The following is a 14,256-nucleotide window of genomic DNA, read 5'->3' as shown; positions in this document are numbered from 1 at the left end:
CGGTGACCGGTGTGAAGATGAAAAATCGCGGGCGCGGAATATAGCACAAATTTTGACCAATTCCGACGGTAGTAGTCGGAATTGTGGTGACCCTGAATTGTGAACCCATTCAAATGTGGGAGCGGGCTTGCTCGCGAAGGCGGTGTGTCAGTCAATACACCTGCTGGCCGATCCACCGCCTTCGCGAGCAAGCCCGCTCCCACAAATTACTCGTCGTCGTCGAAGTTGTAGCTACCCGGCGCCAGGTTCTCGAAACGCGTGTACTTGCCGATGAACGCCAACCGGATAAACCCGATCGGGCCGTTCCGCTGTTTGCCGATGATGATTTCGGCAATGCCCTTGTGTTCCGTCTCGGGGTGGTACACCTCGTCGCGGTACACGAACATGATCACGTCGGCGTCCTGCTCGATCGCTCCGGATTCCCGCAAGTCGGAGTTCACCGGACGCTTGTTGGGACGTTGTTCCAGGGAACGGTTGAGCTGGGACAACGCCACCACCGGGCAGTTGAATTCCTTGGCCAGCGCCTTCAAGGAACGAGAGATTTCAGAAATCTCGTTGGTACGGTTGTCGCCGCTGGAACCCGGGATCTGCATCAACTGCAGGTAGTCGATCATGATCAGGGCGATGTCGCCATGCTCACGCACCAGGCGCCGGGTACGCGCGCGCATTTCGGACGGGCTGATACCGGCGGTGTCATCGATAAACAGCTTGCGGTCGTTGAGCAGGTTGACCGCCGAGGTCAGGCGCGGCCAGTCGTCATCCTCAAGTTGACCGGAACGCACCTTGGTCTGGTCGATACGGCCAAGAGACGAGAGCATACGCATGATCAGCGATTCACCTGGCATCTCGAGGGAGTACACCAGCACCGCCTTGTCGCTGCGCAGAACGGCGTTTTCCACCAGGTTCATCGCAAAGGTGGTCTTACCCATCGACGGACGGCCGGCGACGATGATCAAGTCGGACGGCTGCAGGCCGCTGGTCTTTTCGTCGAGGTCGGTGTAGCCGGTGGAAATACCGGTAATAGCCGCGTCGGTGTTGAACAGGGTGTCGATGCGGTCGATGGCTTTGGTCAACAGGTCGTTGACGCTGACCGGGCCGCCGGTCTTGGGCCGTGCTTCTGCAATCTGGAAGATCTGCCGCTCGGCTTCGTCAAGGATCTCGGCAGCAGTGCGGCCTTCGGGGTTGAAGGCGCTGTCGGCGATTTCAGTGCTGATGCCGATCAACTGGCGCAGGGTGGCGCGCTCGCGGACGATCTGGGCATAGGCCTTGATGTTGGCGACGGACGGCGTGTTTTTCGCCAGCTCACCGAGGTAGCCCAGGCCACCCACTTGGGAGGTCTGGCCTTCCTTGTCCAACTGCTCGGCCAGGGTTACCACGTCGATCGGTGAGTTCTGGTCGGCCAGCTTGGCGATGGCGCGGAAGATCAGGCGGTGGTCATGACGATAGAAGTCACCGTCCGAGACTTGATCCAGCACGCGTTCCCAGGCGTTGTTGTCCAGCATCAAGCCACCGAGCACGGCCTGTTCGGCCTCGATGGAATGCGGCGGCACCTTCAGGGCAGCGGTTTGCAGATCGTATTGCTCAGGAGCGGAGATTTCGTTCATGGCCACTTGGAATTTGGGGTGTGTAGAAAAACAAAAGGCACGACCTGTAAACAGGATCGTGCCCGATGTTAACCGGCTGGCACGCGAGGTGCCAGTCAGTTAGGTGCGACTTAAGCTGCTACCACGACAACGCGTACGGTGGCTTCAACTTCGGCGTGCAGGTGCACGGCTACGTCGAATTCGCCTACGTTGCGGATGGTGCCGTTCGGCAGACGAACTTCGCTCTTCTGCACTTCAACGCCGGAGGCGGTCAGTGCATCAGCGATGTCGTGGGTGCCGATCGAACCGAACAGCTTGCCTTCGTCACCAGCGGTGGCAGTGATAGTCACTTCCAGCTCAGCCAGTTGGGCAGCGCGAGTTTCGGCCGACGCTTTTTTGTCTGCTGCGGCTTTTTCCAGCTCAGCACGACGCTCTTCAAACGCAGCCAGGTTGGCAGCGGTTGCAGCGGTGGCTTTGCCGTATGGCAGCAGGTAGTTACGACCGTAGCCGGCCTTAACGTTCACTTTGTCGCCCAGGTTGCCCAGGTTGGCGACTTTTTCCAGAAGGATCAGTTGCATGTGAAAATCCTCTAACTTTTAACCTTCACCGTTCGCGTTATCGGCGTCTTTCGACGCCAGACGACCGCGAAAATCAATCAGGCTGTCAACAATGGCCAAGACCACGAGTAACGGATAGATCAGCTGCATGAACAGCAACAGCGTGACGTACAACCCCACCAGCCAGAACCTGGCCAGGCGCTTTCGCGCAACCAGCCCATGAATCAGGGCCAGCCCGGCAAACACCAGCGGTACGCTGCAAATCGGCGCCAGCAAGGCCATCTGTGGGCCGAAGTTCGGCCCGACAACCATGCACGCCAGCAGCAACATCGCCGGCCCCGCTGGGATTCTGATACTGCGAAACTCGCGACCAAAACCACCCGGGTTGTACAACAACGCCTGCCAATAACGCCCAAGAATCAGGCTCAGCACGCTGACGACCTGCAACAAAGCCGCAATCAGGCCAGTCAGGACCGGGGCAATCAGTGACGCAAACCGCGCTCGCTCATCTACCGACAACTGCTGGTAGAGATCCCCGAGAGCCAACGGCAGGATCTTGACGATCTCCTGCGCCAGCGCCTCGATTTGCGGGCGGAAAGCCGCGCCAAGCATCACTGAGTACACCAACCCCAATGCCACGCTGACCAGCAGCGTACGGACCCAGGACTCACTTGCGCGCAAAACCAACGCAAGGCTCGATGACCCCAGCAGTACCAGAAGTACCCGTGGATCACCCATTTGCAGCCACCAGATCAAGGCCGGCAACAAACCCAGGGCAAGAACGCCAAGGGCGTCCTTCAAACCGCGCCGCAGCAGCACAAGGCAACCTGCGGCAGCACCCAACCAATAAAGCAACGGCAATGCCGCACATCCAGCCACTACCAGAGTGGCCTGCACGCGACCGCGCATGATGAACTCAGCTAAGGCGCGCATGCATTCAATCCCTTACTACTTGTCGACTGCCCGGTCTCAGCGGCCGTGGCTGTCGGTGTAGGCCAGCAGGGCCAGGAAGCGGGCGCGCTTGATAGCGGTGGCCAGCTGACGCTGATAACGTGCTTTGGTACCGGTGATACGGCTTGGAACGATTTTGCCGGTCTCGGATACGTAGGCTTTCAGAGTGTTGAGATCTTTGTAATCGATCTCTTTCACGTCTTCAGCGGTGAAGCGGCAGAATTTACGACGACGGAAGAAACGTGCCATTTGATAGGCTCCTTAATAAGGTCCGTGGATTACTCGTCAGCGTTATCGCTGTCGTTCTCTTCGCCTTCAGCGCTTTCAGCGCCTTCGTGCTCAGGACGATCGCGACGCTCACGGCGCTCACTGCGGTTTTCTTCAGCCTTGAGCATCTCGGATTGGCCGGTAACGGCTTCTTCGCGACGGATGACCAGGTTACGGATCACTGCATCGTTGTAGCGGAAGTTGTCTTCCAGCTCGGCCAGGGCCTTGCCAGTGCACTCAACGTTCAGCATCACGTAGTGAGCCTTGTGAACATTGTTGATTGCGTAGGCCAGTTGACGACGGCCCCAATCTTCCAGACGGTGGATTTTGCCGCCGTCTTCTTCGATCAGCTTGGTGTAACGCTCAACCATGCCGCCGACTTGCTCGCTTTGATCCGGGTGGACCAAAAAGATGATTTCGTAATGACGCATGAATGCTCCTTACGGGTTGTAGCCTGCCGCTCAAAAACGGTCAGACAAGGAGTGAATGACACTTATGGATCTTGCCGCAGGGGAGGCACATCGGTGCCTGCCAGGAAGGCAAGGGGCGCAATTGTAGAGAAGGGGGAGAAGCGGCGCAAGGCAATTGGTGATTATTTGAACAATCCTGAATAAACACCACAGAACCAATGTGGGAGCGGGCTTGCCTGCGATGACCATGGCACCGGCAACATCTCTGCTGACTGACACTCCGTCATCGCGGGCAAGCCCGCTCCCACATTTTGATCACTTCTTGGGCTTGGCCTTGGCTTTCGCACCACGCTGACGCTGGGCTTCAAACAGGCAAACACCCGTCGCAACCGACACATTGAGGCTGCTGACGCTACCAGCCATCGGCAGGTGCACCAGGTAATCGCAATGCTCACGGGTCAACCGGCGCATGCCTTTGCCTTCGGCGCCCATGATCAGGATGGTAGGGCCGGTAAGGTCTTGGTCATAAATGCTGACCTCAGCCTCCCCCGCCGTGCCCACGACCCACAGGCCGCGCTGCTGGAGCTTCTCCAGGGTACGCGCAAGGTTGGTCACGGCCACCAGCGGAATCACTTCCGCCGCACCGCAGGCGACCTTGCGCACCACCGGCGTCAGGGTCGCGGACTTGTCCTTGGGCACGATCACCGCCAGCGCACCGGCAGCATCCGCCGAACGTAGGCAGGCGCCGAGGTTGTGCGGGTCGGTCACGCCGTCCAGCACCAAGAGCAACGGCGCACCTTCGGTACGGTCGAGCAGCTCGTCGAGCATCGCCTCGCCCCACACCTGGCTCGGACTGACGTCAGCCACCACACCTTGGTGAACGCCTTCGACCCACACGTCCATTTCACGACGCTCGGCCTGGCCGATGGCAACCTTATTCTGCGTAGCCAACTCGACCAGCGCCTGTACGCGCGGCTCGCTGCGACCTTCGGCCAACCACACCTGCTTGACGCGCTTGGGATGGTGACGCAGCAGTGCTTCTACGGCGTGCACGCCGTAGATTTTTTCCAGACTCATGACTTGGCCTTAGGTTTGCGCGACCCGCCGCTTTTTGCGGGAGCCGAACCCGCTTTTGGCGGGCCTTTACGGTGTTTACTTGGCTTGCTCGACGGTTTTTCCGCCCCGTGAGACTTTCCCCCAGACGCCGCTTTACCACCGCTTTTGGCTTCGTTGAGCAACTGCTGCTTCAACTCGCGGCTCTTGCGCAGCTCGGCGTTTTTCGCCGCAGCGTCGCTTGGGCGGTAGGCTTCAGGGGCCTTGTCCTTGGCGGAAGAACGACGACCGGCCTTGGCAGGTGCAGGCTCGGCCGTGGTTTTTGCAGTGGTCGCTTTGCCTTTGGACGCAGGCGCTGTGGTTTCACCACGTTTTTTACGACCCGCAGGCTCTGCCGGCTTGTCAGGCATGCCGAAGTCGATCTTGCGCTCGTCGAGGTCGACACGCATGACCTGCACTTCAACGGTATCGCCCAGACGGAAGCTGCGACCGGTGCGCTCGCCCGCCAGGCGGTGATGCACAGGATCGAAGTGGTAGTAATCACCCGGCAAGGCGGTGACGTGCACCAGGCCCTCGACGTAGATGTCGGTCAGCTCGACGAACAGCCCAAAGCCGGTCACGGCGGTGATGACACCAGGGAACGACTCGCCCACGCGATCCTTCATGAACTCGCACTTGAGCCAGTTCACCACGTCGCGGGTGGCTTCGTCGGCGCGGCGCTCGCTCATGGAGCACTGCTCACCCAGCTGCTCCAGGGCCGCTTCGTCGTACGGATAGATCCGTGCTTTCGGAATGGTCATGGCACCGGCGCGCTTGACGTGCGGGGTGTTCTGCTTGGAATGGATCACGCTGCGGATCGCCCGGTGCGTGAGCAAGTCCGGGTAGCGGCGAATCGGCGAAGTGAAGTGGGTGTACGCCTCGTAATTCAGGCCGAAGTGGCCCTGGTTATCGGCGCTGTACACCGCCTGGCTCAGGGATCGCAGCATCACGGTCTGGATCACGTGGTAATCCGGACGGTCCTTGATGCTGGCCAGCAGGGCCTGGTAATCCTTCGGCGTAGGACCATCCTTGCCTTTGTGCAGGGACAGGCCGAGCTCGCCGAGGAAGGCGCGAAGTTTTTCCAGGCGCTCCGGCGGCGGGCCGTCGTGCACACGGTACAACGCAGGAATTTCGTGCTTCTTGAGGAACTCGGCAGTGGCCACGTTGGCCGCCAGCATGCACTCCTCGATCAGCTTGTGCGCGTCGTTACGGGTGGTCGGGGTGATCGCCGCAATCTTGCGCTCGGAGCCGAAGACAATCCGGGTTTCCTGGGTTTCGAAATCGATCGCGCCACGGGTATGACGGGCACCCAGCAACACCTTGTACAGCGAGTAAAGCTGCTTGAGGTGCGGCACCACGCCAGCGTACTCGGTACGCAGGGCCTTGGCTTCGCTGGTCTTCGGCGTTTCCAGGATGGTGCTGACCTTGTTGTAGGTCAGACGCGCCTGGGAGTGGATCACCGCTTCATAGAACTGGTAGTCGGTCATTTCGCCGGTTTTGGAGATGGTCATCTCGCACACCATGGCCAAACGGTCGACTTTCGGGTTCAGGGAGCACAGGCCGTTGGACAGCTGCTCAGGCAGCATCGGAATCACGCGCTCTGGGAAGTACACGGAGTTGCCGCGCACCTGAGCCTCGTTATCCAGGGCCGAACCGATCTTCACGTAACTGGAGACGTCGGCAATCGCGACGTACAACTTCCAACCGCCGGAGAACAGGCGCAGCTTGCCAGGCTTGGCTTCGCAGTAGACCGCATCGTCGAAGTCGCGGGCATCTTCGCCGTCAATAGTGACGAACGGCAGATGGCGCAGGTCGATACGTTTTTCTTTGTCTTTCTCTTCGACTTCCGGCTTGAGCTTGGCGGCTTCCTTGAGCACGGCATCAGGCCAGACGTGAGGAATATCGTAGGTGCGCAAGGCAACGTCGATTTCCATGCCCGGCGCCATATAGTTGCCGACCACCTCCACGATATCGCCCTGGGGCTGGAAGCGCGCAGTAGGCCAGTGGGTGATTTTCACCTCGACGAACTGGCCGACCTTGGCGGCGCCATTGCGGCCCGGGGTGATCAGCACTTCCTGCTGCACCTTCGGGTTATCCGGCACCACGAAGCCGATGCCGCCTTCTTCAAAGTAACGGCCGACGATAGATTCGTGGGCACGGGACACCACTTCGACGATCACGCCTTCACGACGACCACGGCGGTCGAGGCCAGAAACCCGCGCCAGGGCACGGTCGCCATCGAACACCAGACGCATTTGCGCCGGGCTCATGAACAGGTCGTCGCTGCCATCGTCCGGTATCAGGAAGCCGAAGCCGTCGCGGTGGCCGGCAATGCGGCCCAGGATCAGGTCGAGCTTGTCTACCGGCGCGTAAGTGCCACGACGGGTGTAGATCAATTGAGCATCGCGCTCCATCGCACGCAAACGGCGGCGCAGGGCTTCGAGCTGGTCTTCGGTGGTCAGACCGAATTCTTCGACCAACTGCTCGCGGCTAGCAGGCGAACCACGATCGGCGAGGTGCGCCAGGATCAGTTCGCGGCTAGGAATAGGGTTTTCATATTTTTCCGCTTCACGAGCGGCCTCGGGATCGAGGGACTGCCAATCGGCCATTAGAGAGTTTTCACCTTGTCTATATGTGGGTTAGTTTGGCATACGCGTATTGAAACGGGAAATTTCAGGTATCAACAAGCGTTTAAAAGACCTTTACGACCCCCGCCACGCACCTTGCACGACCGCCGGTGAAATTTTCCAGGCTTTTTTCATGGCAGGGGTTTACAGCTCAAATATCGCTCCGTATAGTGCGCGCCATCGACGACGGCAACGTTGTTGATGCTGCCCAGGTGGTGAAATTGGTAGACACGCCAGCTTCAGGTGCTGGTGATCGCAAGGTCGTGGAAGTTCGAGTCTTCTCCTGGGCACCAAATTCAGATCAAACCCGCGAAAGCGGGTTTTTTCGTTTCAGGCCTTTGATTTTTAACGGAAAAATTGATTTATATTTTTCGAATCAGGGGTTTACAGATTAAAAACCCCGCCGTATAGTTCGCCCCATCAACAGCGGCAACGTTGTTAGATAATGCCCAGGTGGTGAAATTGGTAGACACGCCAGCTTCAGGTGCTGGTGATCGCAAGGTCGTGGAAGTTCGAGTCTTCTCCTGGGCACCAAATTCAGATCAAACCCGCGAAAGCGGGTTTTTTCGTTTCCGGGGTTTGAAAACTTCCCCAGTGATTTCCCCCTCATCCGCACTTGAGAAGATTTATCGTTTATCCTTGCAATGATTTGTTGCATATAAGCGAGGAACACTTCGGATGATGATCCGTGACAACCGACTCAAGACATCCCTTCTGCACGGCCTGACCCTCACCCTACTCAGCCTGACCCTGCTCTCGCCCGCCGCCCATTCTGCCGACAAGGTCTCCCTGACCTTATACAACGGCCAACACAAAGAAGTCGGCGATGAACTCGCCAAGGCCTTCGAAGCCAAGACCGGCATCCACGTCAACGTGCGCAAAGGCAGCAGCAACCAGTTGGCCAGCCAAGTCGTCGAAGAAGGTGAGCGCTCCCCTGCCGACGTCATCTACACCGAAGAATCACCGCCCCTGAACAAACTCGGCGAGCAAGGCCTGTTGGCAAAAATCGATGCCAGCACCCTCAATGTGCTGCCCAAGGATTACGTGGGTAAAAACGGCGACTGGATGGGCGTGACCGCACGCACCCGCGTCGTAGCCTTCAACCCCAAATTGATTGCGGAAAAAGACTTGCCCAAGTCGGTACTGGATTTCGCCGGCCCCGAATGGCAAGGCAAGGTCGGTTTCGTGCCTACCAGCGGCGCGTTCCAGGAACAAGCCGTGGCAATCATCAAGCTGCACGGTCGCGAAGCCGCGGAAGAATGGCTGACCGGCCTGCGCGCCTTCGGCAAGGTGTACAGCAACAATATGGTCGCCCTCAAGGCCGTGGAAAACGGCGAAGTGGCTACCGTGCTGGTAAACAACTACTACTGGTTCGCCCTGAAAAAGGAAAAAACCAACCTGGACTCCCAGCTGCATTACTTCACCGATGGTGATGCTGGCGGCCTGATCACCGTGTCCTCCGCTGCCGCACTCAAATCCAGCAAGCATCCCAAAGAAGCTCAGCAATTGCTGGCATTCATGGCCAGCGAAGAGGGCCAGCGCGTGATCACCAACACGTCGGCCGAGTACCCGCTGCGCAAGGGCATGGAATCGAACCGCGGCCTCAAGCCATTTAGCGAGCTGCAGCCACCAAAGGTCACCCCCGCAGACCTGGGTAACGCCGAAGAAGCCCTGGAGCTGGAACGTGACGTTGGCCTGAACTGATGAACCCATCGCTTTCCGTCACGGGGTTCACCCCCCGTCGCAAACGCCCGTCAATCTGGCTGCTGCTGCCTGTGCTATTGCTGGTTGGCCTGAGCCTGTTGCCGCTCGCCTATGTCGGGCTCAAAGCCTGGCAGGCGGGCTGGACGGAGGCGGTGCATCTACTGTGGCGACCTTATGTGTTCGGGCTGCTGCGCAACACGCTGGCATTGATGGTCGGCGTGACCCTGACCTGCGGCGTGATCGGCCTGTCCCTGGCCTGGCTACTGGAACGCAGCAACCTGCCAGGACGGCGCATCTGGGGCGTGATCCTGTGCCTGCCGTTTGCGGTGCCGGCGTTTGTCAGCAGCTTTACCTGGGTGTCGCTGAGCGCTCAGTTCGAGGGGCTCGGTGGCGCGATCCTGGTGATGAGCCTGTCCAAATACCCGCTGGTATTTTTGCCGGTGGCGGCAACACTGCGCAATCTAGACCCCTCCCTGGAAGAATCGGCCCGCACGCTAGGGCTCAACCGCTGGGGCGTGTTCTTTCGCATCACACTCCCGCTGCTGTGGCCATCGCTGCTGGCCGGCTCACTATTGATCGCACTGCACATGCTGGTGGAATTCGGCGCGCTGTCGATTATCGGGTTGCAGACCTTCACCACCGCGATCTACCAGCAGTTCGAACTGGAATTCAGCAATGCCAATGCGGCAATGCTCTCGGCAGTGCTGCTGGTGATGTGCCTGACCCTGCTGTGGCTGGAGCTGCGCGTACGCGGCAAAGGCCGGCATGTGCGCATCGGCCAGGGCGCGGCGCGGCACGCCGAGCAGGTTCGACTCGGCAAGTGGGCGCCATTGGGCCAGGTGTATTGCCTGGCATTGGCGATCATCGGCAGCGGCATCCCGCTGGGCATGCTCGGCTATTGGTTGGCCGTCGGTTCGTCAGCGGCGTTTCCGATGGCCGAGATCAGCGAGGCGCTGCTGTCATCCCTGGCGCTCTCCCTGGGCGGCGCCGCACTGTGCCTGGTACTGGCAGTGCCGGTTGGGCTGCTGGTGGTGCGCTACAAAGGACAGTTGGCAATCTGGGCCGAACGCTTGCCGTATCTACTGCATGCCCTGCCCGGCCTGGTGATTGCGCTGACCCTGGTGTATTTCGCCCTGCATTACGTGCCCGCGCTGTACCAGACCTCGGCGTTATTGCTGATTGCTTATGCGCTGCTGTTTTTGCCGTTGGCACAGGCGCCGATTCGTACAGCACTGAACAAGGCGGCGCCACAGTTGGAAGAGGCTGCGCGCACGTTAGGCGCATCGTCCTTCAGTGCGTTTTGCCGGGTGACGCTGCCAATTATCTTTCCGGCGCTGGGGGCGGCGTTTGCCTTGGTGTTCCTGGATGCGATGAAGGAATTGACGGCGACGTTGCTGCTCAGCCCGACCGGGTTGAATACCTTGGCGACGGCCGTCTGGGCACATACCTCGAATGTGGAATTTGCGGCGGCGGCGCCGTATGCGGCGTTGTTGATAGTGGTGTCGGGGTTGCCGGTGTATCTGCTCACGACTCGGATGTATCTGAGTCGCTGAAACAGCTATCGCAGGCAAGCCAGCCCCCACAGTGACCGAGTTCCAACTTTGGAATGCAGTTGAATGTGGGAGCTGGCTTGCCTGCGATGAGGCCAGTCCAGACAACCTCACGCCCTGAACTGCCCCAAACTCGCCTTCAACTGCGCCGCCAACCCATCCAACACCTTGCCACTGGCCGTCGTCTCCACCACCGCTTGCGCCGCACGCTCGGCCTGGGCATGAATCACCTCGACGCGCCCACGCACCGCATGCGCGCCCTGGGCTTGATGCTCGGCCGCGCGCGTCGCCAGGCCAATCGCCGCATGCACCTGCTCCACAGAAGCCTGCACCGTCTGCTGCAAGCGCACGCTATCGCGCAGCACCAGCAAGCCCTCACTGGCCTGGCGCCCCGCCTTGCCGATGGTTTCTACGGCCTCACGCGCGCCCTGCTGCAACGCAACAATATGCGCCTGGATATCGCCAGTGGAGCTTTGAGTCTTGCTGGCCAGCGCACGCACTTCATCGGCCACCACCGCAAAGCCGCGCCCAGTCTCGCCAGCCCGTGCCGCTTCGATGGCCGCGTTGAGAGCGAGCAGGTTGGTTTGCTCGGCGATACCGTGAATCACGGTCAACACCACTTCAATTTGTTCGCTTTGCTGCGCCAGCCGTTCGATCACCTGGGAACCGGCCTGCACCTGCCCCGCCAACGCCTCGATCAAGCTGCCAACTTCGGCCGAGGTCCGTGAGTTTTCATCCGTGGCCTGGCGAATATCCACCACCTGCTGCAGGGCCGCCTGCATGGCGTGGCTTTCGGCCTGGGCCTCATCGGCCATTTGCGACAAAGCGCGCAAACTCTCGGCCACTTCATCACGCTGCAAGCCCGCCGCCGCATCGGCGCCAGCATTGCGCAACGTCATGGCGCCGATTTCCACACCAGTACGCTGGGCCACGTCGCCTGCCTCCCGCACGATGGGCTGCAACTTATCCACAAAGCGATTGACCGCCGAGGCCATATCACCGATTTCATCCTTGCTGTTGATCTGCACGCGCTTGGTGAGGTCGCCTTCGCCGGCCGCCAGGTCATCCATCGCGGCAATCAGCAGCTTCAGACGATTGACCACGCGCCGGCCCAGCACAATAGCGATCAGCAGCAAGACCCCAAGCCCCACCAGCGCCAGACCCATGCCGATACGCCAGCGCAGGGTGCCCGCCGCGTCTTGCACAGCGGCGGCCGTGTTGGCCGTCATTTGCGTGGCAGTGGCTTGCGCCGATTGCAGCCGGGCGCCCATGGCGTTGGCGCTGTCAGCAGCGGCTCCCTTGAGGCTGTCACCCACCAGCTGATCACCGCTGGCGATCAGCGCGGCAAAGCGCTTATCCAAGGCTTGCAGGTCGGCTTCAACCGTCGCGGTCGACACGCCCATGCGCACCTTGCCGATTTCCACGCCGTTGGGGCTGATGGAGGCTTCTACGTAATACACGGAGGGGTCTGTCTTGGCCGCGTCCAGCACCTTGTCCAGGGCACGCTCCCCTGCGCCCTTTGCCAGCAGGGCCTGGTTGATAGGGTTTTCGCGGTTCAGGTATCGGGTCAGGTGCTCGCCTGCGGCGTCGTCATACACCACAAACAGCACATTGGGGTTGCGCTGGGCCCGGCGGGCAAACTCAGAAAGGGTCGGCACGTCAATGTCCCACATGGCACGGGGCGCGACCGAGGCCAGCAGTTGCGCCATGTCATTGGCGGAGTCCTGCAGGTCTTTTTCCAGCGTCGCACGCAACTGCTTTTGCTCTTCCTGCAAGCGCGTGGAAAGCCCGGCTGTGAGGCGCTGGCGCGTGCTGGCGGAGAGGCTGTCCAGGCTGGACGTGACTTCCTTGCCAGCCTGGGCCAGTTCGCCAGACAACTTCTGGCTATCTATGCCCAGACGATTGCCCAAATCGGCTTCCAGCGCCGTCACCGTGCTCCGCGTCAGCGCGACGGCCACCAGCACTTGCACCAAAAGAGCGATACCAAGGGTAACGAACACCGGCCGCAACAGACGGCTTTGTAACAACGAGAGAACGGCAGACACTGGAAATCCCTCCACCACGGGTGCCACTAATTTGATAGCACCTCGAAAGAGGGAAACACAGCAAGGGTCGTGCCGTTTGCCAGGCAGAAACGACAAAGGGCTCCCGAAGGAGCCCTTTGCTTTTTACATCAACAGCTTATTACGCGAACGGGTGACGCAGAACGATGGTCTCGTTGCGGTCCGGGCCGGTCGAAATAATGTCGATCGGTGCACCGATCAGCTCTTCCACACGCTTGATGTAGGCGCGGGCGTTGGCTGGCAGTTCTTCCAGGGTCTTGGCGCCCACGGTCGATTCGGTCCAGCCTGGCACTTCTTCGTACACAGGCTGCAGGCCCACGTAGCTGTCAGCGTCAGTCGGGGCAACATCGTTGCCTTGGGCGTCTTTGTAGCCGACGCAGATGTTGATGGCTTCCAGGCCGTCGAGTACATCCAGCTTGGTCAGGCAGATGCCCGAGATGCTGTTCACATCGATAGCGCGACGCAGGATAACGGCGTCGAACCAGCCGCAACGACGAGCACGGCCAGTGGTGGCGCCGAATTCGTGACCTTGCTTGGCCAGGTGTGCGCCAACGTCGTCGAACAGCTCAGTCGGGAACGGACCGGAACCTACACGGGTGGTGTAAGCCTTGGTGATGCCCAGGATGTAGTCCAGGAACATCGGGCCAACGCCCGAGCCGGTGGCAACGCCGCCAGCAGTAGTGTTGGAGCTGGTCACGTACGGGTAGGTACCGTGGTCGATGTCCAGCAACGAACCCTGGGCACCTTCGAACATGATGTCCTTGCCAGCGCGACGCAGGTCGTGCAGCTCGGCCGTCACGTCCAGCATCAGCGGCTTGAGCAGCTCAGCGTATTCCTTGCACTCGGCCAGGGTCTTTTCAAACTCGATGGCTGGCTCTTTGTAGTAACCGACCAGCATGAAGTTGTGGTAATCCACCAGTTCACGCAGCTTGTCTTCAAAGCGCGGCATGTTGAGCAGGTCGCCCACACGCAGGCCACGACGTGCAACCTTGTCTTCGTAGGCCGGGCCGATGCCGCGACCGGTGGTGCCGATCTTCAGCTCGCCACGCGCCTTTTCACGGGCCTGGTCCAGCGCAACGTGGAAGGACAGGATCAGCGGGCAGGACGGGCTGATACGCAGGCGCTCGCGCACCGGTACGCCTTTTTCTTCCAGCTTGGTGATCTCGCGCAGCAGGGCGTCAGGTGCAACCACCACGCCGTTGCCGATCAGGCACTGCACGCCTTCGCGCAGAACACCCGACGGGATCAGGTGCAAGACGGTTTTTTCGCCATCGATGACCAGGGTGTGGCCAGCGTTGTGGCCACCTTGGTAGCGCACTACGGCGGCAGCATGTTCGGTCAGCAGATCAACGATCTTGCCTTTGCCCTCATCACCCCATTGGGTGCCCAGGACTACGACATTCTTACCCATAACACTTGTCCTCATTCGCGCAAACTTGGTGCCGGCGATGG

General features: G+C 60.1%; 11 protein-coding genes and 2 tRNA genes. 4 read left to right on the top strand and 9 right to left on the bottom strand.

Annotated elements, in window-relative coordinates; all coding sequences use genetic code 11:
- Positions 1–206 precede the first annotated feature (206 nt).
- The 7 genes from dnaB to rnr all read right to left on the bottom strand — a co-directional run bounded on the left by dnaB (position 207) and on the right by rnr (position 7,469).
- On the bottom strand, positions 207–1,604 hold the full coding sequence (gene dnaB, locus BT199_RS15250; RefSeq protein ID WP_003188079.1) for a replicative DNA helicase: 1,398 nt from the start codon (positions 1,602–1,604) through the stop codon (positions 207–209).
- 110 nt (positions 1,605–1,714) lie between these two features.
- Complete coding sequence (gene rplI / locus BT199_RS15245) at positions 1,715–2,161, bottom strand: 50S ribosomal protein L9 (RefSeq protein WP_003171376.1); 447 nt, start codon at positions 2,159–2,161, stop codon at positions 1,715–1,717.
- Between the two features lie 18 nt (positions 2,162–2,179).
- The gene (locus tag BT199_RS15240; RefSeq protein WP_019818302.1) at positions 2,180–3,073 is read right to left on the bottom strand and encodes a YybS family protein; all 894 of its coding nucleotides are present in this window, start codon (positions 3,071–3,073) and stop codon (positions 2,180–2,182) included.
- Between the two features lie 36 nt (positions 3,074–3,109).
- Positions 3,110–3,340, bottom strand: a complete 231-nt coding sequence (gene rpsR, locus BT199_RS15235) for a 30S ribosomal protein S18 (RefSeq protein WP_002551829.1) — start codon at positions 3,338–3,340, stop codon at positions 3,110–3,112.
- Between the two features lie 29 nt (positions 3,341–3,369).
- Positions 3,370–3,789, bottom strand: a complete 420-nt coding sequence (gene rpsF / locus BT199_RS15230) for a 30S ribosomal protein S6 (protein ID WP_003188075.1) — start codon at positions 3,787–3,789, stop codon at positions 3,370–3,372.
- Between the two features lie 294 nt (positions 3,790–4,083).
- Positions 4,084–4,845 carry a 23S rRNA (guanosine(2251)-2'-O)-methyltransferase RlmB gene (gene rlmB, locus BT199_RS15225; protein ID WP_003188074.1) on the bottom strand — a complete coding sequence of 254 codons (762 nt, stop codon included), beginning with the start codon at positions 4,843–4,845 and terminating at the stop codon, positions 4,084–4,086.
- On the bottom strand, positions 4,842–7,469 hold the full coding sequence (gene rnr / locus BT199_RS15220; protein ID WP_014716673.1) for a ribonuclease R: 2,628 nt from the start codon (positions 7,467–7,469) through the stop codon (positions 4,842–4,844). The genes rlmB and rnr overlap by 4 nt, the downstream gene beginning before the upstream one ends.
- A gap of 224 nt (positions 7,470–7,693) precedes the next feature.
- Here rnr and BT199_RS15215 point away from each other — a divergent pair.
- From BT199_RS15215 to BT199_RS15200, 4 genes are all read left to right on the top strand, one after another.
- Positions 7,694–7,780, top strand: a tRNA-Leu gene (locus BT199_RS15215).
- Positions 7,781–7,934: 154 nt separating this feature from the next.
- Positions 7,935–8,021 (top strand) — tRNA-Leu (locus BT199_RS15210).
- 144 nt (positions 8,022–8,165) lie between these two features.
- Entirely contained in the window at positions 8,166–9,191 is a 1,026-nt protein-coding gene (locus tag BT199_RS15205) for an extracellular solute-binding protein (RefSeq protein ID WP_072434871.1), read from the top strand.
- A complete protein-coding gene (locus BT199_RS15200) occupies positions 9,191–10,744 on the top strand; it encodes an ABC transporter permease (RefSeq protein ID WP_019818303.1) in 1,554 nt (517 codons plus the stop codon). Before BT199_RS15205 ends, BT199_RS15200 begins: the two co-directional genes overlap by 1 nt.
- A 107-nt stretch (positions 10,745–10,851) precedes the next feature.
- Here the strand turns inward: BT199_RS15200 and BT199_RS15195 are convergent, their stop codons facing one another.
- Both BT199_RS15195 and BT199_RS15190 read right to left on the bottom strand, forming a co-directional pair.
- Complete coding sequence (locus tag BT199_RS15195) at positions 10,852–12,786, bottom strand: methyl-accepting chemotaxis protein (RefSeq protein WP_072434869.1); 1,935 nt, start codon at positions 12,784–12,786, stop codon at positions 10,852–10,854.
- Positions 12,787–12,925: 139 nt separating this feature from the next.
- Positions 12,926–14,215 carry an adenylosuccinate synthase gene (locus BT199_RS15190; protein WP_014716669.1) on the bottom strand — a complete coding sequence of 430 codons (1,290 nt, stop codon included), beginning with the start codon at positions 14,213–14,215 and terminating at the stop codon, positions 12,926–12,928.
- Positions 14,216–14,256 lie beyond the last annotated feature (41 nt).

Source organism: Pseudomonas sp. NFR02 (assembly GCF_900119375.1).
GTDB classification, from domain to species: domain Bacteria; phylum Pseudomonadota; class Gammaproteobacteria; order Pseudomonadales; family Pseudomonadaceae; genus Aquipseudomonas; species Aquipseudomonas paracarnis.
Note: the sequence above shows the minus strand (reverse complement) of the source record. Positions and strands in the feature narration are given on the sequence as shown.

Excerpts from the sequence above, each read along its gene's own strand:
- rnr (WP_014716673.1), bottom strand. The coding sequence starts at position 7,469 with ATGGCCGATTGGCAGTCCCTCGATCCCGAGGCCGCTCGTGAAGCGGAA.
- BT199_RS15200 (WP_019818303.1), top strand. The coding sequence starts at position 9,191 with ATGAACCCATCGCTTTCCGTCACGGGGTTCACCCCCCGTCGCAAACGC.
- dnaB (WP_003188079.1), bottom strand. The coding sequence starts at position 1,604 with ATGAACGAAATCTCCGCTCCTGAGCAATACGATCTGCAAACCGCTGCC.
- rpsF (WP_003188075.1), bottom strand. The coding sequence starts at position 3,789 with ATGCGTCATTACGAAATCATCTTTTTGGTCCACCCGGATCAAAGCGAG.
- BT199_RS15190 (WP_014716669.1), bottom strand. The coding sequence starts at position 14,215 with ATGGGTAAGAATGTCGTAGTCCTGGGCACCCAATGGGGTGATGAGGGC.
- rpsR (WP_002551829.1), bottom strand. The coding sequence starts at position 3,340 with ATGGCACGTTTCTTCCGTCGTCGTAAATTCTGCCGCTTCACCGCTGAA.
- rplI (WP_003171376.1), bottom strand. The coding sequence starts at position 2,161 with ATGCAACTGATCCTTCTGGAAAAAGTCGCCAACCTGGGCAACCTGGGC.
- BT199_RS15205 (WP_072434871.1), top strand. The coding sequence starts at position 8,166 with ATGATGATCCGTGACAACCGACTCAAGACATCCCTTCTGCACGGCCTG.
- rlmB (WP_003188074.1), bottom strand. The coding sequence starts at position 4,845 with ATGAGTCTGGAAAAAATCTACGGCGTGCACGCCGTAGAAGCACTGCTG.
- BT199_RS15240 (WP_019818302.1), bottom strand. The coding sequence starts at position 3,073 with ATGCGCGCCTTAGCTGAGTTCATCATGCGCGGTCGCGTGCAGGCCACT.